Source organism: Desulforamulus hydrothermalis Lam5 = DSM 18033 (assembly GCF_000315365.1).
Taxonomy (GTDB): Bacteria; Bacillota; Desulfotomaculia; order Desulfotomaculales; family Desulfotomaculaceae; genus Desulfotomaculum; species Desulfotomaculum hydrothermale.
Genome location: NZ_CAOS01000009.1, coordinates 20717 through 40458 on the forward strand (window position 1 = coordinate 20717; position 19742 = coordinate 40458).

The window sequence follows — 19742 nt, forward strand, 5'->3', positions numbered from 1 at the left end:
ACAATGACCAAAGAAAGGATGAAGGGCCTGTTTGAGCGGTTTAAAGGAGGGAATTTTACCGTTACCTTCTGGGACGGGGAGACGTGCCGGTATGGCCAGGGTCCCCCGGTTGTCAGCTTCATCTTTCATAAACCCCTCGACACAACATTTAACTTGGATAAACCTCTGCTGTCCCTGGGGGAAGCCTATATGGACGGGTATTGGGACTTTACGGGGGAATTCACCGAGATAATCCGCATCATCGAGGAAAATAAAGAATTACTCAAACCGGCGGGCCTGACGGGAAAAATTACCGGATTTATCCAGTCGGTCACCGCTAAGCGGCAACAAAAGCAAAATATTGAACACCATTATGATCTGGGAAATGATTTTTTCAGTCTCTGGCTGGATGAAACATTAAGTTATTCTTGTGCTTATTTTAAAAATCCTGATGATACCCTGTACCAGGCACAAATTAATAAAATTGACCACACCCTGAAAAAACTTCAACTGAAACCCGGCGAACGGCTGCTGGATATAGGTTGCGGTTGGGGCTGGCTGGTCATCCGGGCGGCGCAACAGTATGGAGTGCGGGCCCTGGGCATTACACTAAGTGACCAGCAGTATGCGGCAGCCGGCCGGCGGGTGAAGGAACTGGGCTTGGCCGGCCAGGTAGAAATTAGGCTGGCCAGTTACCAGGATCTTTCCGAACAAGAGCAGCAATTTGATAAAATTGTCAGCGTGGGCATGTTTGAACATGTGGGCAGGGATAACCTGCCCAGGTATATGGAACAAGTAAACAAACTGCTGGTGCCGGGCGGCTTATCCCTCTTGCACACTATTACCGGCATGACCGAAGAGCCGGTTAATGATTGGATGGAAAAATATATTTTCCCCGGCGGCTATATACCTTCGCTGCGGGAGATTATCTGGCTGTTGCCTTTATACCGGTTTCACCTGCTGCATGCTGAAAGCTTACGCTTGCATTATGCCAAAACCCTTGATCACTGGTATAATAATTTCAGCCGTTGCGTTGCTAAGGTGCGGGAGAAGTTTGATGAACGGTTTGTTCGCATGTGGAGCCTGTATTTAAGGGGGTGTGCCGCCTCTTTCAGGGTTTCCGGGTTGGATATTTACCAGCTGCTGTTCAGCAAGGGGTTAAATAACAACCTGCCCATGGATTATGGTTTTATTTATGCATAAGGTGGTAGGTGGATTATGCAACAATTAAAGGGCATCAAAATATTAATAGTGGACGATGAACCCAACATACTGCACTTTTTAGAACTGGGCCTGCAGAATGAAGGTTTTGCCGTACAAACAGCCCAGGACGGCATGACTGCCATTACGTTGATGCAGCAGTTTCAGCCCCAGGTGGTTATTTTGGATGTGATGATGCCCGGCATGGATGGCTTTGAGGTGTGCCGCATGATTAAAAAAATGGACAATGTGGCGGTCATTATGCTAACCGCCCGGGATGAAGTGGATGATCGGGTGAAGGGCCTTAATCTCGGGGCGGACGATTACATGGTTAAACCCTTTAGTTTTAAGGAACTGCTGGCCAGAATTCACGCCCGGATTCGCAACCAGTTTCCCCATTTATTTGGCGAAGTGGTTATCGGGCCCTTTCATATTGACGACCGCCGTAAAGAAATCAGGTATGAGAACCGGGTTTTGGAATTGTCCCCCACAGAATATGAGCTGCTTAAATTTTTAGTCCTTAATCATGGCCTGGTATTAAGCAAAACCACTATCCTGGATAAAGTATGGGGATACGATTTTGCAGGTGAAGAAAATATTGTTGAAGTGTATATCAGATCTTTACGGGATAAATTACACGACAAAGACCACCGGTTAATCAGAACGCTGCGGGGGTCAGGCTACCGGGTTGATTTACCATGAAGCAGAAATTAAAAGCAGCGTTCAACGCAGCCTTTACCCCTGATTCCCTGCGTTCGCAGCTGTTGCTGCGGTCGTTGTTAATCCTGGCCGGTTTGCTTGTGCTGATCGGGCTGCTGCAGTATCTTTTTATGAAGGAAGTAATTTACCGCAACAAAGCTGTCAGCCTGCAGAGCCAGATCATGTCAATTCCTCGCTTCCTTTGGGAACATCCCGCCGGCAGCCTGAATGATGAGGCCGGGCGGCCGCAGCGTTTCTTTATTCCCGAAGCGTCGCTGGCCTTTATTGATACCGGAGGCAACTATGTGATTTTATCGCACGGGCGAGGCCGGCCGCCGCAAGTTGATATTCAGGAATACATGGCTGTTTTAAAAAACAAATCCCTGCCTGACCTGATAACCGGCGTCGAGGGAGCAGCCAAGGACAGAACAGAACGGCGGGAATTGGTGAATAAAAAACCGGAGCCGTACTATAAAATAGTTAGCTCAGGCGGTGCCGAACAACTGGTGGTATGGCAGCCGGTGTTTGATCACGGGCAGCTTCTGGGTGTTGTCCAGGCAAGCACTTTAACCGGCCCCCTGAAAGAGCTGCTTATCCGCCAGTTATTCACCTTTTTATTCCTTTCCATGCTTGCCCTGCTGGTAGGTTTGCTAAGTTTTTCGCCAATAATTAAAAAAACGCTGGTTCCCTTATTTAATATGGTGGATATTGCCGAACAAATTGATGCAGGCAACCTGACCAAGCGTTTTCCCAAACAGCAGGGGCAACTGGAGATTGACCGTTTGGCGGAATCTTTTAACGGTATGCTGGAACGGTTGGAGGCTTCCTTTGCGGCAGAACGGCAGACCAAGGAACAAATGCGGCGTTTTATAGCAGATGCCTCCCACGAACTGCGTACCCCGTTAACCTCTATTCACGGTTTTTTAGAAGTGCTGCTGCGCGGCGCAGCCAATCAGCCGGAGCAACTGCACAGGGCGTTAAAAAGCATGTACGGCGAATCGGAACGCCTCAATAAACTGGTGCAGGATTTGCTGCTGCTGGCCAAACTGGATCGTACACCCCGGCTGGAACTTGCCGATGGTTTGCTGGATGAGGTAATCCGGGAAATGGAACCGCAGCTGCGTTTGCTGGCCGGCAGCCGCCGGCTGGACCTGCAGGTTGCGCCGGATGTCAAGTGCCGGTTTAATGCGGATAAAATCAAACAAGTTATTTTGAACCTGTTTCATAATGCAGTGCAGCACACCGACCCGGAAAAAGGCCGGATAGTATTATCATTAGCCAAGCAGGCTGACGGTGTGCTGTTAACTGTACAGGATAACGGGCCGGGCATTAGCGACCGCCACCTGTCCCGCATTTTTGACCGTTTTTACCGTATTGATACCTCCCGCACCCGCAGGTATGGGGGGGCCGGGCTGGGCTTATCCATTACCAAATCAATTGTCGAAGCTCATGGAGGAACCATTGGCGTTACCAGCCAGGAGGGGGCCGGCTGTACATTTCATGTCCGGCTGCCGGCCTAACTGATTATATATGACTGAAAACGGCATTGGCGCACAGGTTGCTGTGTGCCAGTGCCGTTGCGCTTATAAAGCATCTTTCAGCATATCTTCAGCCAATACTCAAGAAATGTTCAGTTACCTTTAAGGAACGATTCAGCCGGCAAAGTTACCATGATAAGTAAAAGTTAATATGTAGGAGGCACCCAAAAATGAGATTTTACCGTCAATTGCGTCAAGTGCACTTGTGGATTGGTTTGTTAACCTCAGTTTTAATCTTAATTGAAGCGGTGACGGGGCTTTTAATGGCGGAACCTTGGCTAATGGGCGTCAGCAAACCTTCCAAGCAAATCAGTGAAGCTGCCGGCCATCTGGCCGGGAACCCCGGGATGGGACGAATGGGAGGTGAATTTAAAGGAGGACATGACATAACGCCTGGCGGCTCCGGTAACAGTATCATGCACTTTGTCAGAAACCTGCATGCCGGTCGGATAGGCAACACCGACATATCGCTGCTGCTTGACCTGGTCGCCATTGGCTTGATTATCCTTACCATGACAGGCATTATTCTTTCGGTCAGGGCCTTAAAATTGCAGAGTACAGCAAGAAAATAAAAAATTATATATGGTACCGGCGAGGTGAGTGAATAATGTATAAACATTTGAAACTGGTTTGGTTGCTGATATTTATTTCAGTTGTTGCTGTTGGCTGCACAAACATAAAAGAAAATGCCGCCGTTGAGGAAGTTAAGAACGAAGCAATAACCATCCCGACCGAAAGGCCGTCGGTCATCGGTAAAGTTAAAGAGGTTGTGGGCAATGAAGTAACCCTGTACGTGGCCCAGGCACCCCAAAATGAAGCAGCGCCAACTGCCAACCAGGCTGATCAGGAAAGAAAACCAAGCCCCCAGCAGGGGCCTGAGCTAAAATTCAGCTCAGAAACCAAAACCTTTCTGCTGCCGGTGGGAGTGCCCGTTGTAACCATGCAGGGGGGTACTGCCAAGCAAGTTGAGCTGAGCAAAATTACCAAGGATGCCGTATTGCGCATCTGGCAAAAAGATGACACCATTACATTTGTTCAAATGGTTAATGGCAACCGAGCCAGGAGCAATGAACAGAACCAACCAAACAACAGAAGAACGGGCGACGGACCACCGGCCGGCGGCCCGCCGCCAGGCATGTAGCGGGTGGTATGATGCTTAACGAAAACTGCGTAATAGATGCCAGGCAACTGGTAAAGATTTACCGCAATGGTGCTGAACAGCTTAAAGTGCTTGATAATGTAAGTATTAAAGTTAACAAAGGTGATTTTATAGCCATCCTTGGCCCTTCCGGCTCAGGCAAATCCACTTTAATGAACATACTGGGTTGTTTGGATACACCTACTGCCGGGCAGTATTACCTGGACGGTGTAGATGTTCTTAAAGCGTCCGACAATGAACTGGCTGACATGCGCAACCAGAAAATCGGTTTTATCTTTCAAAAGTTTAATTTATTGCCCCGCTTAACCGCTGAACAAAATGTGATGCTGCCGTTGCTTTACCGGGGCATGGCAGAGGAGGCTGCCCGGCAGCTGGCCAGGGAAAAGTTGACAATTTTAGGGTTAGGAGATCGGCTGCAGCACCGCCCCAATGAACTCTCCGGCGGGCAGCAGCAAAGGGTGGCCATTGCCCGGGCGATTGTCGGCAGCCCGCAATTATTGCTGGCAGATGAACCCACCGGCAACCTGGACAGCAAATCAAGCGGTGATGCGATGGAGATTTTTAAAGAACTAAACCGCCGGGGCAATACCATTGTCATTATTACCCACGATATTGAAGTGGCTGAACAGGTTAAAAAAATAGTATATCTGCGGGATGGGAAAATCTATGAAAATTAAAGCTGCGCAAAACCTGGGCTTACATATGTTAACCCGGTTAAAAACGCCCAAGGGCGGGTTGCTTGTTTTATTCCTCTTGGTGGTATTATCCGGTATAGTTTTCCGGTTCTATCAACAGAGGGACGCCAAAACGGAAATTACTTACCAGCGAGCCAGGGTACAAAGAGATGATATTGTGGTGGGCTTTGACTCGGATGGCTCCGTTGACTTTTCTAAAGTTACCTTAAGATTTGATGTTAAGGGTACCATTGCTGAAGTTTTGGTATCGGAAGGAGATGCCGTGAAAAAAGGCCAGGTTATTGCCAGGCTGGATGACCGGGATTATCAAGACCAGTACGGCTGGCTCTGGCCAAACTGCAAGAGGCTGCAGAAAATGATTTTACCAGTCTGTTGGACAGCGAATTGAAAATTAAAAATGCAGCAGCCGAACTAAGCAAACTGCAAGACGAATATAAAGAAATGACAGCAATCCCTGATGCTTACTCAGCCAATGAGCTGAAGTTAAAGGAAAAAGAACTGGCCAATAAAGAAACAGAGTATCAAAATCTGCTTAAGAAATACGAATTACAAAAGGCCCGGGGAGTAAACCAAAACCAGCTGGAAGTTAAAATGGCCAAAGAAAACCTGGAGGATACCATTTTATACGCACCGGTTGACGGGGTGGTGTTAAACCTGGCCAAAAAGGCCGGGGAAAGCCTGACCGACGAGGATGACTTTGCCACCATCCATGAAAATAAGGTAATTAAGGCCGTCACCAAAGTCATTGAATATGATATTGGGCAAATAAAAGTTGGACAAAAGGTATATGTAAGTGTCGAGGCGCTGCCGGATAAAAAATTTACCGGTCAGGTGACGAAAATTAATGCCTTGCCTGAACAAGATTCCAGCGGTCTGGTTAATTATTCAGTGGAGGTTACGATTAAAGACCCTGACGCTGAGTTAAAGGATGGCATGACTTGTACGGTAACCTTTGTGCAAAAAGAAGTTAAGAACTGCTTAATTGTACCTTATAAAGCTGTACGCATGGTAAATGGCCAACAAGTTGTTACGGTGCTTGATGAAAGAGGACAGAGCAGCGAAAGGCCGATTAAAACCGGGTTTACCGACGGTAGCAGCGTTGAGGTGGTGTCGGGGCTGCAGGTGAATGAAACTGTCATATTCCCTGACACAGTTGCAGCTAAGAAAGCTGCAACCCAATAGGGCGGGTGATATTTTGCAGCTGAAACAACTTCTGAAATTAATCTTTATTAACATCAGCCAGAACAAAATGCGCACCTTTTTAACCACCCTGGGAGTGATTGTGGGTACGGCCACCATCTTCCTGGTGGTGGCCATTGGGAAAGGGCGGGGAAGCCCAGGTAAGAGAACAATACGCCAAATTAAATGTAGGCACCATTATTGTTATGCCGGCTTCCCGGGGTAGAGTGGCAGACCCGCTGACCAAAAAAGATGCTCAATTGTTCATGGAAAGTGAACATATTGCCCGGGCTTTTCCTGTTTTGCGCGGCAGCGGCAGCATTAAGTATGATAATTATTCCACCAACGGCAGTTACCTGGCTATCCAACCGGACTTCCAGGCCAGCAACAACCTGACGGTTGAGCAGGGCAGGGCCCTGGCGGAAGAAGATGAAAACAAAAGAAATAAGTGTGCCGTTGTGGGTGCCGAGCTGGCCAATACCCTGACAGACGGCAACCCGGCTGCCATCGTGGGCCAAAGCATCAGTATTAACAACAGGAAATTTGAAGTGGTCGGTATTTACCGGCGGGTAGGCGATGCCAATACGGGCATGAGTTATGATGACGCTGTATTTGTACCCTATTCAGCAGGGGAAAGATTTTTATTAGGTGCCAGGGCTAACCCCACGATAAACGTACAGGCCACCGGCATAGAAACGGTTCAGTCAGCCATTGAAGATATAACTGCCATCCTAAACGAAACCCACCGGGCCGGCGGGGCGGATCAATTCCGCATTTTGGATGCCGGCAGCAGACTGGCCGCGGCGCAGGAATCGGCTAAATCCATGTCCATGCTGTTATTGGCAGTGGCAGCGGTGGTTTTGGTAGTAAGTGGTATCGGTATAATGAATGTTATGTTTGTTACGGTAAAGGAAAGAACCAGGGAAATTGGCACACTAAAGGCCATCGGGGCCAAGCGGCGGGAGATATTACACCAGTTTTTGATCGAGGCTGTCATGATCAGTCTGGTTGGTGGTGTTATTGGCGTGATAGCGGGCTTTCTGGCCCTGCCGATACTGGCCTATTGCCAGTTGCCGGCCCTCCCGTCACCGGGCGGCGTGTTGTTAGGGTTAGCATTCTCTGTCATCACCGGCGTATTTTTTGGTTTTTATCCAGCCTGGCAGGCTGCTGAGTTAAGCCCTCTGGAAGCCTTAAGGTACGAATAAAGGAGAAGCCTATGCAAAAAACATTAATCATCTTACTGAGTCTTTTGTTTGTGCTGCAGGGGCTGCCCGCCTCTGCGGCAACAGACGCCGGCAGCACACCAACTGTGCTTACCCTGGAACAGGCCCGGGCGCTGGCGCTGGCAAACAGCCGGGAGCTGCAAAAGTACGAAACTGCCGCAGACAGGGCCAAATACCAGAAGCAGCAGACTGCGGACCAAACAGATGATGCCTATGACAGGTATAACAGTTTATCTAATCAGTACAGTTCTTTAAGTGAGCAGTATGATCAGTTGCTGGCTGACGGTGATACGGCAGGAGCAGCCGCCATAAAAGCCAAGTTGGAACAAATTGAGGAAGCCATGGAAACACAGTATGATAAAATAGCTGCTGCCTCGGGTGATGAAGAAGACGCCGCCGATAATTACGAGGATGCTATGCAAGAGGCAGCTAAGTACAGGAAGAAGCTGGCTTATTTGGTGGAAGAGCTTTATACAACCATCCTGAGCCAGGAAGCTGCCCTGGCAGCGTTGGAAAAAGAGTGTTATCTTAAGCAACAGCTGCTGATGCAGGCAAGGCAAAAACTGGTTTTAGGCAGCAGCACACAGCTGGCGGCAGATCAAGCAGCGGCTGAGCTTATTGATTTGCAAAAAAGCATCAGTGAGCAAGCCGGTCAAATTAAAATTAATAAAGGCATGTTGAACGATATGATAGGAAGAAATTTCAGCGATGAGTTAACCTTAACCCCCTTTGAGGTGCCGGGAACCTTCGAACTGCCGGCAGAAGACATGTTATTGTCGGATGCCGCCCAATCCTATGATCGCCTCTGGCAGTTGGCCAGAGATATTAACAACCTTGAGGACGATTTAGATGAAGCAGAGGATTATTACCGGTCTCTGTTGTTAAGGCAGGACATTAAAACCAAAGAACTGGAACTGGCAGATGCCAAGGTTAATCTTGCAAAAACAGTTAACTCACTACTGGCGCAAATGCAAGCCAGGCAGCAGGCCTATCAACTGGCTGTTGCCAACTTTGTTACGGCCCAAAATACCTACCGGTGGGATCAAAAGAAATATGAGTTAGGTCAAATTTCCAAGATGACCTTGCAGGCCAGCGAGTTAAACTTCCTTAAAACAAAAAATAAAAAAGAAGCTGCCGGTTATGACCTTTACTTAGCCCGGCGTTCCTTAGAGCTGGCCCAAGCCGGCGTGTTGTAAAAGCGGTTGCCCTGCAGCTGGCTGCCGGGTGCTTTACCGGCGCCAAACAGCGCAGCGAAAAGCACATGATATGTGGAACAGTTGGTCTGCCTGCCGGCTTTTCAGTTTGTTTGCTTTCCGTATCCTGCTAAGGATACGGAATTTTTGTATGAGAAATATAAGGCCTTGACATATTTTTTTAATCTCCATATGATTGACTTGAGTTATCAGAACGGTCTTTTTTAATAACCATAATACCAGTCAACTGGTTAAATTTTAGGAGGGATCCTATGCATTTTCCTGTTTCCGGTGTGGATGTATTACCCTTTATTCCGCCGCTGGTGGCATTTTTAGTTTCTTCACTGACGGCTTCGGCAGGAGTTTCCGGCGCCTTCCTCCTGCTGCCCTTCCAGGTCAGTGTGCTGCATTTTACCAGTCCGGCGGTCAGTCCCACCAACCTGATTTACAACATCGTGGCCATTCCCGGCGGACTTTACCGCTATATTAAAGAGGGGCGCATGGCCTGGCCCCTAACCTGGGCAGTGGTTATCGGCACATTGCCGGGGGTTTTTGTGGGTGCCTGGATTCGTATTCTGTACTTGCCCAACCCCAGTGCTTTTAAATTTTTTGTGGGCCTGGTATTGCTATATCTTGGTTACCGCCTGCTGTCAGAAGTGATGGGTTGGAACAAGAAAGTGCAGGAACAAAATCGCGTGATGCAAAAGAAGTTTGCGGAACAAGTGGCAAAGCTTAAAGAGCAAAACGCCAGCCGTATGGCAGCCGGGCTGCCGGCCGAAGCGGTGGTAAAAACCAAGTCAATATCCTGGAAAAAGATAGAATACGAGTTTTGGGGTGAAACCTATTCCTTCAGTGTTATCGGTATTTTAATGCTTTCCCTGGTGGTGGGGTTAATTGGCGGTATTTACGGCATTGGCGGCGGGGCCATTATTGCTCCGTTTTGTGTGGCTGTGCTGGGCCTGCCTGTTTATACGGTAGCCGGTGCTGCGCTGGCAGGTACTTTTATCACTTCAATTGCCGGGGTTATTTACTATCATATCTTGGCTGCCACTAACGTAGCAGCCGGTGCTGCGGTGGCGCCGGACTGGCTGCTGGGTTCCCTGTTTGGCGTCGGCGGCCTGGTGGGAACATATGTGGGGGCCCGCATTCAAAAGTATTTGCCGGATAAAATTATTAAGACGATACTCACCTTCCTGGTTCTTTTCCTGGCCTTTAATTATATCGGGCAGTTCTTTTTCAAGTAAACATGATATTGTAAAAAACCAGGTGGTTTTGTTTTCCCGGTCAAACGGGATCAAAACCACGCCAAAGGAGGCAAAAGCGATGGAAATTAAGGTATTGGGTACCGGATGTCAGAAATGCAAGGAATTAGATAAAATGGTGCGGGAAGCACTGGCAGAGATGAATGTAGCTGCCAATGTTGAAAAGGTGGAGGACATCGGGCAAATAGTACAGTATGGCGTTATGCTGACACCCGGCCTGGTTATCAACGGCAAGGTTAAAATATCAGGCCGCCTGCCCAATAAAGCGGATATTAAAAAGATGATTGAAGAAGAAAATAAGTAACACTCTGCAGTCACTTCTTGCAAGTGACTTTTTTTATGTTTTTTGAAAGGTATCTTATACATTTGCAGTTATTTCCCGCTGGAACGAATTAAAAGAATTCTCACTCGCTTTAGCGGTGTTACAGGCAACAATGTGCTTTCCTGAAAGGTACGGTGACACCTTTTTGCGCGGCCAGACCATGGCCAATCCTATGGGATATCTCTGCCGGCGGCTGCTGCTCTCTGGTGTTGCCCAAACTAATGATATATAATAATATTAGAAAACAAAAGGGCGGTGAAGACATGCAGGAAAAAATTGCTCAACTAAAAGCCGATTTATTTAAAGCCCTTTCCCATCCTACCCGCATCCGTATTTTAGATTTGCTGAGTGACGGGGAGCACTGTGTGTGTGATATTTTTGAGCAGCTTAATGTGGAACAGGCCAACACCTCGCAGCACCTGTCAGTCATGAAAAAACAAGGGATTCTCCAAAGCAGGAAGGAAGGGCTGCGGGTTATCTACAGCATCAAACACCCGGAAATTATTGAATTAATTAAATTGGCCAATCAAATTTTAAAAAAGCAGGCCAGCGAGGTAATCAGCACCTTTGACGTCAACCCATAAACAACTTGCCATCCATAGCTTCCAAGATTCTGTTTACCCCCAAAGAGGGGTTTTTTATTTTTTCACAATTTTACATAATTTTTCTAAACCATCAATTTATTCTTTATTTTAAAATTAAGATTGAGGTGTTCAGGCTTTTTAAGCGAGCCCAAAGGGCACACCCCCGCGGACTTTGCGAGGTTTCATTATAGTATAAGGAGAGGCTTACCCATGAAAAAAAAGCTTGTTTTACTGATCACATGGCTGGTTATTTTGTCCCTGGCTTTTGGTTGCTCTAAAAAAAGCCCGGCTCCGGAGCAAGCTCCGGGGGCCAAGAGCAAGCGGGGGGCCGCTGCAGTTAAAACGGTGAGAGTGACAGAAGGGCAAATTAATGAAAAGATGACCCTGTCCGGTACGCTGGAAGCCCTAAACTCGGCGGATGTGGTGGCTAAAACCGCCGGCAAAGTTGCTGCTTTGTATGTTGATGTGGGCAGTACAGTTTCGGCCGGTCAAACCTTGCTGACTCTGGAAGCGGAAGACCTTAGAGCGGCTGTGCAGGCTGCCGAGGCCAACCTGGCAACCGCCCAGGTTAACTATGATTTAAGTTTAAGCAAATACCGGCGAGGCCAGGAACTGGTTAAATCCGCAGCTGTTTCTCAATGGGATTTTGAGGAAAATTATGAAGGAGCTTACAGAAAAGCAGCCGCAGCCCTTAAGTCTGCCCAGGCTGCGCTGGCCCAGAGTCAGGCTCGCTATCACGAAACCGTCTTAAAATCCCCAATCAATGGTGTTGTGACGGCCAGAAACATAAATGTAGGGGAACTGGCAGGATCGTCCGGACCTCTTTTTTCCATCAGCAACCTGGACAAAGTGGTGGTATTGGTTAATGTTAATGAGCAGCAGGTTAATAAGTTTGTGGCCGGGCAGCAGGTCACTGTAAGAGTCAGCGCAGCGACACAAAATTCTTTAACAGGGACAGTGACTAACATTGCCATGGCGGCAGACCCTAAACTTAAGGCTTACCCGGTTAAAATTGAGCTGGCTAACAAGGATCGTCAGCTGAAGCCGGGCATGTTTGCGGAAGTTATCTGGGAAAAAGCAACCGCCAAAACCCTGTTGGTGCCCCGGCAGGCGGTTGTAACCCGGGATGGCGTTACCAGAGTCTTTGTCCTTGAGCAGGGAGTGGTTAAAGAAAGACAAGTGCATACAGGGCCGGCTGACAGCCAAAACGTGGCTGTCCTGTCAGGCCTGCGGCCGGGGGAACAAGTTATTGTGGATAATTTGGACAACCTGCAGGATGGCCTGAAGTTGAGTCCCCAGACAAACCAGGGAGGCAGCGAGAAGAAACCCGGCGGCAAAGGGGAGGAACGATAAATGCACATAACAGAACTGTCTGTTAAACGGCCCAAGATGATGACTATGGTTATCCTGGTCTTTGTTATACTGGGCCTGTATACTTATCGCCAGATTGGTGTGGAATTGTATCCCGCCGTTAATACCCCTTTTGTTTCGATTTCTGTTTCCTACCCGGGGGCAGGGGCGGAAGAAATTGAAACCCAGATTGTAAAGCCGATAGAGGATGCCGTTTCCTCCCTGAGCCGGCTGAAAACTGTTACCTCAACGGCCTCGGCGGGTTCCGCCAATATTAACCTGGAATTTGCCTTATCAGCCGATGCTGACCAAGCGGCCATTGATGTGCAGAAGAAGATGGATGCACTGCGGCGGCGCTTGCCGGACGGCGCCGATGACCCGGTTGTCATCAAGCGGGACATTAATGCGGCACCGGTCATGCTATTGGCTTTAAGCGGCGACAGTGGCAGAACAGAGCTTTACGACCTGGCCAATGATGTAATCAAAGAACGCTTGCAGAGGCTTGCCGGGGTGTCGGAAGTTGCTGTATTTGGCGGTTTGCGGCGGGAGATTAGGATAGAAGTTGATAAAAATAAGCTAACCGGTTATGGCTTATCCATTAACCAGATAGTCAACCGCTTAAAGGCGGAAAATATTAATGACCCCAGCGGGCGCCTGGATCGGCCGGAAGCTGAGTACAATGTGCGGGTGCTGGGAGAATTCCGCAGCGTACAGGAGATAGAAGAAATAGCCATACCCACGGCAAGCGGCTATGCCGTTCCCCTCAAGGCGGTTGCCACTGTCACAGACGGTTATCAAGAGGTGCGGGTGCACAGCAGGGTTAACGGTCAAAATGCAATTGGTATCCAAATTTACAAGCAGAGTGATGCCAGCATGGTGGCAGTGGGTCAAGCTGTTAAGCAAGAGCTGGCAGCTCTGCAAACTCAATTGCCCCCTGGTACGAGTTTGAAAATTTCCCGGGATAACTCTGACTTTGTGCAAAGATCAGTTAACGGTACCCGCAGCAATATTATTGAGGGTATTATTACCACCGGCTTGGTTTTATTTTTGTTTCTTAGACAATGGCGGGCCTCTTTGATTGTCCTGCTGGCCATCCCCACTTCTTTAATGGCTACAGTGATGATGATGTATTTCTGCGGTTTTACCTTTAATATGATGTCTTTGATGGGATTGGCGCTGTGCATCGGTATTCTGGTGGATGATTCCATCGTTATTTTGGAAAATATCCACCGCCACCTGCACATGGGTAAAACACCCTGGCAGGCGGCCATCGAGGGCCGGCGGGAAATTGGCATGGCAGCTATTGCCATTACCTTATCTGACGTGGTGGTATTTGCTCCCCTGGCCTTTATGAATGGCATGATTGGGCAGTTTTTTCGGCAGTTTGGCTTAACCATTGTGTTTGCTACTTTATTTTCGCTGTTTGTTTCCTTTACCCTCACTCCTATGCTGGCTTCCCGCCTGTATAAAGAAGGGGATACGGCAGAGTCCGCCCGGCCGACCAGGAAATCCTTATTTGATATATTGTGGCAGCACACTGTTCCCCTGGGGCAGCAGATTAAAAGCAAATACACGAATATGCTGCTCTGGTCCTTGAGCAACAGAAAAAAGGTACTGGTGCTGTCGGCTCTGGCTTTTTTCCTGAGCTTGTCCCTGATTCCGCTCAAATTGATAGGCACAGAGTTTATGCCCCGCACCGACGAAGGAGGGCTGACGGTATCCCTGGAAATGCCTGTGGGTACCCCGCTGGAAAAAACCAATGAGGTTTTGCGGCGCTTAGAACATTACATCGGCCAAATACCGGATGTGCAATATTATAATACTATGGCTGGCAGCGGCGGCAGGGGCGGGGCCGGCGGGGCCAACACCGGACGGATAGAGGTGCAATTGCGGCCCAAACAGCAGCGCCAAAAATCCGCTGCCCAGATTGCGGAGGAAATTCGCAAACAAGGGATGGCCGTTAAAGATGCCAAAGTTTTCGTGGCCGAATCTGACTCCCGGGGCGGCGGTGGCGGTTCTGCTGTCCGTATATTGGTTGCCGGCCATGATCCGGAGCAAATCAATCTGTTAGCCGACCAGGTTAAAGAAAAAGTAGCCAAAGTTCAAGGAGTTACAGATGCCAGAACTGACTGGAGTTTAGGTCAGCCGGAAATTCAAATAAAAGTGGATCACAACCGGGCAGCCCATTATGGCTTGTCAGTACAGGAGGTGGCCGGCACGGCCCGGACTGCTGTCAACGGCCAGAACGCAGGTGTATTGCGGGACGGTGAGCAGGAAGTGAACATTACCGTAAAAATGGCAAACGCCCAGTTGCAGGATATCGAAAGTCTGCAAAACCTGTTGATTAACAGCAACGGTATACCGGTGGCACTGGGCCAGGTGGCAAACCTGGAGTACGGCAGCGGACCCAAAAGTATCCGGCGGGAGGACAAACAACGGGTAATTACCGTATCGGCCGGCATTAAGGAGCGACCTTTGGGGGATGTAATGGCTGATATCAGAAAAGAGCTGGCCGGGATACAGTTGCCCGCCGGCTGCTCAATCAAATTCAGCGGCCAGGATCAGAGCATGCGGGAAAGCTTTTCCGAATTGATATCTGCGTTAATTCTTTCGGTTGTTCTGGTGTATATGGTATTAGTCATGTTATATGAGTCTTTCAGTACTCCCCTCATCAGGATGCTTTCCCTGCCGCTGGGCATTGTGGGAGCTTTAACGGCATTGGCCCTGACGAAAAATAACATTAACATATTTACTCTAATTGGCATTATTATGCTGGACGGTTTAGTAGCCAAAAACGGTACTCTGCTGATTGACTATACTCATACACTGCTGGAGCGGGGCAGAACCCTAAAAGATGCACTGACAGAAGCGGCGGTTACCAGGTTAAAGCCTATCTTAATGACAACTGTTACCATGGTGGCCGGTATGCTGCCCACAGCCCTGTCTATTACAGAAGGTGCGGAAAACCGCAGCGGTATGGCCTGGGTTTTGATCGGCGGTTTACTCACCTCAACTGTTTTTACCTTGTTTGTTATTCCGGTAGTATATACCATTTTTGATGATTACAAGACAAAGTGGCGCCACAGGAGATTTTCTTCTCAGGTTAGCCAGCCGGCACCCGAGATAACCGCATAAAAACCAAAGGCCTGCTGCCCGTGGAGTATTACGGCGGCAGGCCTTTTTACTGACTGCTAAAAATGTAATTAATATTATCGCTTCGAGGTGGGGAACCGCAGGATGGAAACAACTCCGTCGGCTTGATTGCCGATGCTGAATTGACCTTGATAAAGTTTAACAATGCGCTGTACTATGGCCAGGCCCAGGCCGAATTTACCGTTATGCCCCTTTTGAAAAGGTTGTTGGATTAACTCGAGCAGATGAGGTTCAATATGAGGTCCGTCATTCCATATGGTACAGGCAATAGTTTTGTCGGCACGGTCGCCGGTCAGTTTTACCACAACTTGCGATACGGCATAGCGCAGGTGATTGTCCAGCAGATTTTCAAGCATTACCCGCAGGGTGTCCGGGTCGCCCGCCAGGGCGGTCGGCTGCAACTCCAGCTGCCAGTTTATTTCCGGACGTTGTGGCATCAAGCGCCGGGCAACACCGGCAGCCAGTTCGTTTAACCACACCTGCTGTTCTTTCGGGTTTCTGGCAGCCAGATAATCCAGCCGGGTCAAGTACAGCAATTGTTTGACCAGCTTTTCCAGCCGTTCGCTTTCTTCTTTAATAACCTGCATACTGCCGGCCCAATCACCTTTGGGAAATACCCCGTCCTGCATGGCCTGGACATAACTGCGGATAACCATAACGGGTGTTTTTAGCTCATGGGAAATATTTTGCAGCATGGATTGCTGGGCTTCATCCTGTTGTACCAGCTGCTGCCGCATGCTTTCGATGGAAGCGGCCAGTTTGCCGATCTCATCGCCCTGCTGAACCACCAGGGGTTCATGCCAGTTGCGGTTGGCAATGCGCTTAACATGCTGCTGCATTTGTACCAGGGGGCGGGTTAAGTAGCGTACCAGTACGAGAGAAGCAAACCAACTGATCATTAAGGCAATAAAGGTATAGGGCAATATATTAAAGAAAAAAGCCTTCATAAAGCGGTCTTCTTCCGATTTTCGTAAAAATGCCACCTGATAAAGAGGGTGGCCGTAAGCCATGTCCTTGCGAATAACGTAACGAACAGGCAGGTCGGTGTTCCGGCTCTCATACACTTGCCTGGCTGCCGGTTGGCATGTGGCATTTTCCTGTATTTCCTGCCACAGGGCCGGCGGCAATGCTTGCGGGAGACCGGCCGGGAGGGTGGAGCCGTCAGCCAGGATGATGAAGCTGCGAATGTTTAATTCCGGCGGCTTCAATGGCCCGCGTGGCAGTTCCTGGGGCGGTGGACCGTGCGGGTCCATCAGGGTGGCTGTGAAGAAATTATGTAAGAAGATTGGCATCCACAGAAATACCACCACATACAATAAAAGACTGACCAGGGACATGGCAAGCCAAATTTTAACGGTAAGTGATATGTTTTTCATGGCATAATCATCCTGTAACCAAAGCCATAAATGGTCTCAATGCGCAGTTCAGGTGCTTTTTTTCTTAACCGGCGCACCAGATCATCAACCGAGCGGTCAGTGCCTACATAATCTTTGCCCCATACCTGGCGGATAATTTGTTCCCTGGATAAAGCCTGTCCCTGGTATTTGGCAAATAATAAGGCCAGGTCATATTCCTTAGCGGTCAGGTTAATAATTTCTTGCCCTTTACGCAGTTCGCGTTTAGCTTCATCCAAAATGTACGGATCCAGATAAACCAGTAATTGTTTATTTTTGGCCTGGGGGTAAATTCGTTCCAATATTCGCTGCACACGAATAACCAGTTCCCGGGGCAAAAAAGGTTTTGCCAGATAATCTTCACTGCCCATTTCCAAACCCATGATGCGGTCAATGTGGGCATCCCGGGCCGAAATAAAAATGACAGGGGTGTCAGGAGCTGCTTCTTTTATGCGGCGCAACAGCTGATAACCGTCCATATCCGGCAGCATAATATCCAGAATCCACAAATGAGGTTTAAGGCTCATTGCTTCCAGGGCAGGCAGGCCGGCGGTGAAACTACGAATGTCCCAGCCTTCCTTGGCCAGGTAAGAAGTTAAAATTTGATTAAGATTTTCCTCATCCTCTACCAAAAAAATACGGTACATGTTGTCAGCCCTCTCAATTTATTCTGACTTAATTATAACAAAAAAATTGTTGACAAAATAAGTCTGACCGGACTCATGGCTGAGTCCGGTCAGACTTAACAAAGTTTGCGGGTTGGCTGAAAGCACCGGTAACAGCGCCTAATGTCACACCCGCATTTATTCAGTTTATTTTACCTGTCCATCAACAGTTATTACCACTTCCCGGACCGGGATGTCCTTTCCGGACAACTGCAGGGCTTGTTTTAAGATACCGGTCAGGCCGCCGCAGCAGGGTACTTCCATGCGGGCCACCACAATGGTTTTGATCTCATGCAGCGAGAAAATCCGGGCTAATTTTTCCACATAGCCCTGGGTATTATCCAACTTGGGGCAAGCAATGGCTAAAGTACGGTTTTTTAGTAATTTTTCCTGAAAATCACCGTAGGCTGCCATAACACAATCGGCACAGAGCAGCAAGTTGGCGTTTTGGAAGTAAGGGGCAGCCGGGTTCAGCAAATGCAACTGAATGGGCCATTGACGCAGCCGAGAAGGCTGGCTGTCCCGGGCAGCCGGTTCTTCTGCTGCCGTATGGTTGATGACCCTGGCCTGAGCCGAGGGGCAACCGCAAGTGTGGCCGGTGGAGGCAGCGGCAGCTTTTAGTTTAATGTTGGAGCGGGCAGGATTAAAAGCAGCGGCTTCCTTTTCCACCAGCCGGATGGCATCTACCGGGCACTGGGGCAGGCACATGCCCAAACCGTCACAATAGTCTTCAGAGACCAGGGTGGCTTTGCCGTCAATTACTTGGATGGCCCCCTGCATGCAGGCATTGGCACAAAGGCCGCAGCCAATACATTTGTCTTGATCTATTTGAATTATTTTGCGCTTCATGGTGTTACCTCCTTGTGTTGTATCAATAATTATTTTGATTAATTCGTATTATAAATAATAGTGGAAGAAAGGACTGTAACATATGTCACTCTGCTGCTGTGATTTTCCCCGGTTAGTCCAAAGAATCAGTCCGGCCTGCCACATGTGCGGGCAGGCCGGACTTGGTTGGATTAAACCGTTCTTTTCCTGACAGTTCTTTTTGGCAGCAGGGTTTCCAGGCGAACCAGAGGGCCGGTTTTAGACAGAGAAAAAATCAGCAAAGCCGCCCAGATGAACGAGAAGGAAATCAGATGCACCCTGGTAAAGGATTCGTGATAAATCAACACACCCAGCAGCAGTGCGATGGTGGGGGCAAGATACTGCAAAAAGCCTAAAATACTTAAAGGTAAACGATTAGCGCCCTTGGCAAATAAAATTAACGGCAGGGCAGTAACAATACCGGCCCCGACCAAAAGAGCAGCCAACCCGGGCGAGCTAAACCGAAAGGAACCGGTACCGGTCAGATGCAAGTGAATTAGGTACAACAGAGTAAAGGGAGAGATCAACATGGTTTCAACAGTAATGCCGGTAATGGCACCGACATTAATAACTTTTTTGATTAAACCGTAGAGGGCAAAACTTATTGCCAGCGTCAAAGCTACCCAGGGAACGGCGCCAAAGTGAAAAGTCATGTTAAGCACGCCCAGCAGAGCCAAGAAAAAGGAAACAGTCTGCCAAAAAGATAACCTTTCCTTTAGTACCAGAATACCCAGCAAAACACTTACCAAAGGGTTAATATAATAACCCAGGCTGGTTTCAATAATGCGGTCGCTGTTAACTGCCCAGATATAAATGAACCAGTTGACAGTAATTAGCAATGAAGCTGTGATGACCCCCAGGCATTTTTTGTGATTTTTTTTGATTTCCGCCAGTTCTTCTCTAAAGGCCCGCCATTTACTTCCAGCCAACAAAATAGCCAGCATGAAAATAAAAGACCAGACAATGCGGTGTGCCAGCACCTCGGAGGAGGGAACATGCTGCACCAGTTTCCAGTAAGCCGGCAGGATACCCCACAGCAGATAGGCTCCCAGAGCAAAGGCAATGCCTTGCCGGTTTTTGGCAGGTTGTATTTTCTTCATATCCTTTACCTCATTATTTTGAAAGAATAAGCTTATTGTAGAAGTATTCTAAAGGAAAAGCAATAGGTGCTGCGGAATAAAAGACAATAATACAAGCTATTACCAGGCGGTTTAGCTAAAATTTTGGCAAAATCAAAATATTTGCCATTGCAAAAATATGGGCTTTGGTTGATAATGTAT

General features: G+C 48.5%; 19 protein-coding genes. 15 read left to right on the plus strand and 4 right to left on the minus strand.

Annotation, left to right across the window (positions count from 1 at the left end; genetic code table 11):
• The first annotated feature begins 3 nt into the window (after positions 1 to 3).
• From DESHY_RS06620 to DESHY_RS06685, 15 genes are all read left to right on the plus strand, one after another.
• Positions 4 to 1182, plus strand: a complete 1179-nt coding sequence (locus DESHY_RS06620; RefSeq protein ID WP_008411403.1) for an SAM-dependent methyltransferase — start codon at positions 4 to 6, stop codon at positions 1180 to 1182.
• Positions 1183 to 1197: 15 nt separating this feature from the next.
• Positions 1198 to 1881, plus strand: a complete 684-nt coding sequence (locus DESHY_RS06625) for a response regulator transcription factor (protein ID WP_008411404.1) — start codon at positions 1198 to 1200, stop codon at positions 1879 to 1881.
• Positions 1878 to 3398 carry a sensor histidine kinase gene (locus DESHY_RS06630; RefSeq protein WP_008411405.1) on the plus strand — a complete coding sequence of 507 codons (1521 nt, stop codon included), beginning with the start codon at positions 1878 to 1880 and terminating at the stop codon, positions 3396 to 3398. Before DESHY_RS06625 ends, DESHY_RS06630 begins: the two co-directional genes overlap by 4 nt.
• Before the next feature lie 188 nt (positions 3399 to 3586).
• The gene (locus DESHY_RS06635) at positions 3587 to 3988 is read left to right on the plus strand and encodes a PepSY domain-containing protein (RefSeq protein ID WP_008411406.1); all 402 of its coding nucleotides are present in this window, start codon (positions 3587 to 3589) and stop codon (positions 3986 to 3988) included.
• Positions 3989 to 4023: 35 nt separating this feature from the next.
• The gene (locus DESHY_RS06640) at positions 4024 to 4557 is read left to right on the plus strand and encodes a hypothetical protein (protein WP_008411407.1); all 534 of its coding nucleotides are present in this window, start codon (positions 4024 to 4026) and stop codon (positions 4555 to 4557) included.
• Between the two features lie 8 nt (positions 4558 to 4565).
• Positions 4566 to 5252, plus strand: coding sequence for an ABC transporter ATP-binding protein (locus DESHY_RS06645; RefSeq protein WP_008411408.1), 687 nt, complete (start codon positions 4566 to 4568; stop codon positions 5250 to 5252).
• Positions 5242 to 5658: a biotin/lipoyl-binding protein gene (locus DESHY_RS14565; RefSeq protein ID WP_235695535.1), complete on the plus strand. Its 417-nt coding sequence runs from the start codon at positions 5242 to 5244 to the stop codon at positions 5656 to 5658. Before DESHY_RS06645 ends, DESHY_RS14565 begins: the two co-directional genes overlap by 11 nt.
• Positions 5655 to 6452, plus strand: a complete 798-nt coding sequence (locus tag DESHY_RS06650) for an efflux RND transporter periplasmic adaptor subunit (protein ID WP_008411410.1) — start codon at positions 5655 to 5657, stop codon at positions 6450 to 6452. Before DESHY_RS14565 ends, DESHY_RS06650 begins: the two co-directional genes overlap by 4 nt.
• A gap of 134 nt (positions 6453 to 6586) precedes the next feature.
• Positions 6587 to 7654, plus strand: a complete 1068-nt coding sequence (locus DESHY_RS06655; protein ID WP_008411413.1) for an ABC transporter permease — start codon at positions 6587 to 6589, stop codon at positions 7652 to 7654.
• Positions 7655 to 7665: 11 nt separating this feature from the next.
• A complete protein-coding gene (locus DESHY_RS06660) occupies positions 7666 to 8868 on the plus strand; it encodes a TolC family protein (protein WP_008411414.1) in 1203 nt (400 codons plus the stop codon).
• A 269-nt stretch (positions 8869 to 9137) separates the two neighbouring features.
• Complete coding sequence (locus tag DESHY_RS06665) at positions 9138 to 10109, plus strand: sulfite exporter TauE/SafE family protein (RefSeq protein ID WP_008411416.1); 972 nt, start codon at positions 9138 to 9140, stop codon at positions 10107 to 10109.
• 79 nt (positions 10110 to 10188) lie between these two features.
• On the plus strand, positions 10189 to 10431 hold the full coding sequence (locus DESHY_RS06670; RefSeq protein ID WP_008411419.1) for a thioredoxin family protein: 243 nt from the start codon (positions 10189 to 10191) through the stop codon (positions 10429 to 10431).
• Positions 10432 to 10712: 281 nt separating this feature from the next.
• Entirely contained in the window at positions 10713 to 11033 is a 321-nt protein-coding gene (locus tag DESHY_RS06675; protein ID WP_008411421.1) for an ArsR/SmtB family transcription factor, read from the plus strand.
• A 210-nt stretch (positions 11034 to 11243) separates the two neighbouring features.
• The gene (locus tag DESHY_RS06680) at positions 11244 to 12386 is read left to right on the plus strand and encodes an efflux RND transporter periplasmic adaptor subunit (protein WP_008411423.1); all 1143 of its coding nucleotides are present in this window, start codon (positions 11244 to 11246) and stop codon (positions 12384 to 12386) included.
• Positions 12387 to 15518 carry an efflux RND transporter permease subunit gene (locus DESHY_RS06685; protein ID WP_008411426.1) on the plus strand — a complete coding sequence of 1044 codons (3132 nt, stop codon included), beginning with the start codon at positions 12387 to 12389 and terminating at the stop codon, positions 15516 to 15518.
• 74 nt (positions 15519 to 15592) lie between these two features.
• Here the strand turns inward: DESHY_RS06685 and DESHY_RS06690 are convergent, their stop codons facing one another.
• From DESHY_RS06690 to rarD, 4 genes are all read right to left on the minus strand, one after another.
• Positions 15593 to 16912 carry a sensor histidine kinase gene (locus DESHY_RS06690; protein WP_008411428.1) on the minus strand — a complete coding sequence of 440 codons (1320 nt, stop codon included), beginning with the start codon at positions 16910 to 16912 and terminating at the stop codon, positions 15593 to 15595.
• The gene (locus DESHY_RS06695; RefSeq protein WP_008411430.1) at positions 16909 to 17577 is read right to left on the minus strand and encodes a response regulator transcription factor; all 669 of its coding nucleotides are present in this window, start codon (positions 17575 to 17577) and stop codon (positions 16909 to 16911) included. The genes DESHY_RS06690 and DESHY_RS06695 overlap by 4 nt, the downstream gene beginning before the upstream one ends.
• A 165-nt stretch (positions 17578 to 17742) precedes the next feature.
• Positions 17743 to 18444 (minus strand): ATP-binding protein, encoded by a 702-nt coding sequence (locus DESHY_RS06700; protein ID WP_008411432.1) that lies wholly within the window; start codon positions 18442 to 18444, stop codon positions 17743 to 17745.
• A gap of 170 nt (positions 18445 to 18614) precedes the next feature.
• Positions 18615 to 19562: an EamA family transporter RarD gene (gene rarD / locus DESHY_RS06705; protein ID WP_008411434.1), complete on the minus strand. Its 948-nt coding sequence runs from the start codon at positions 19560 to 19562 to the stop codon at positions 18615 to 18617.
• Between the last annotated feature and the right edge of the window lie 180 nt (positions 19563 to 19742).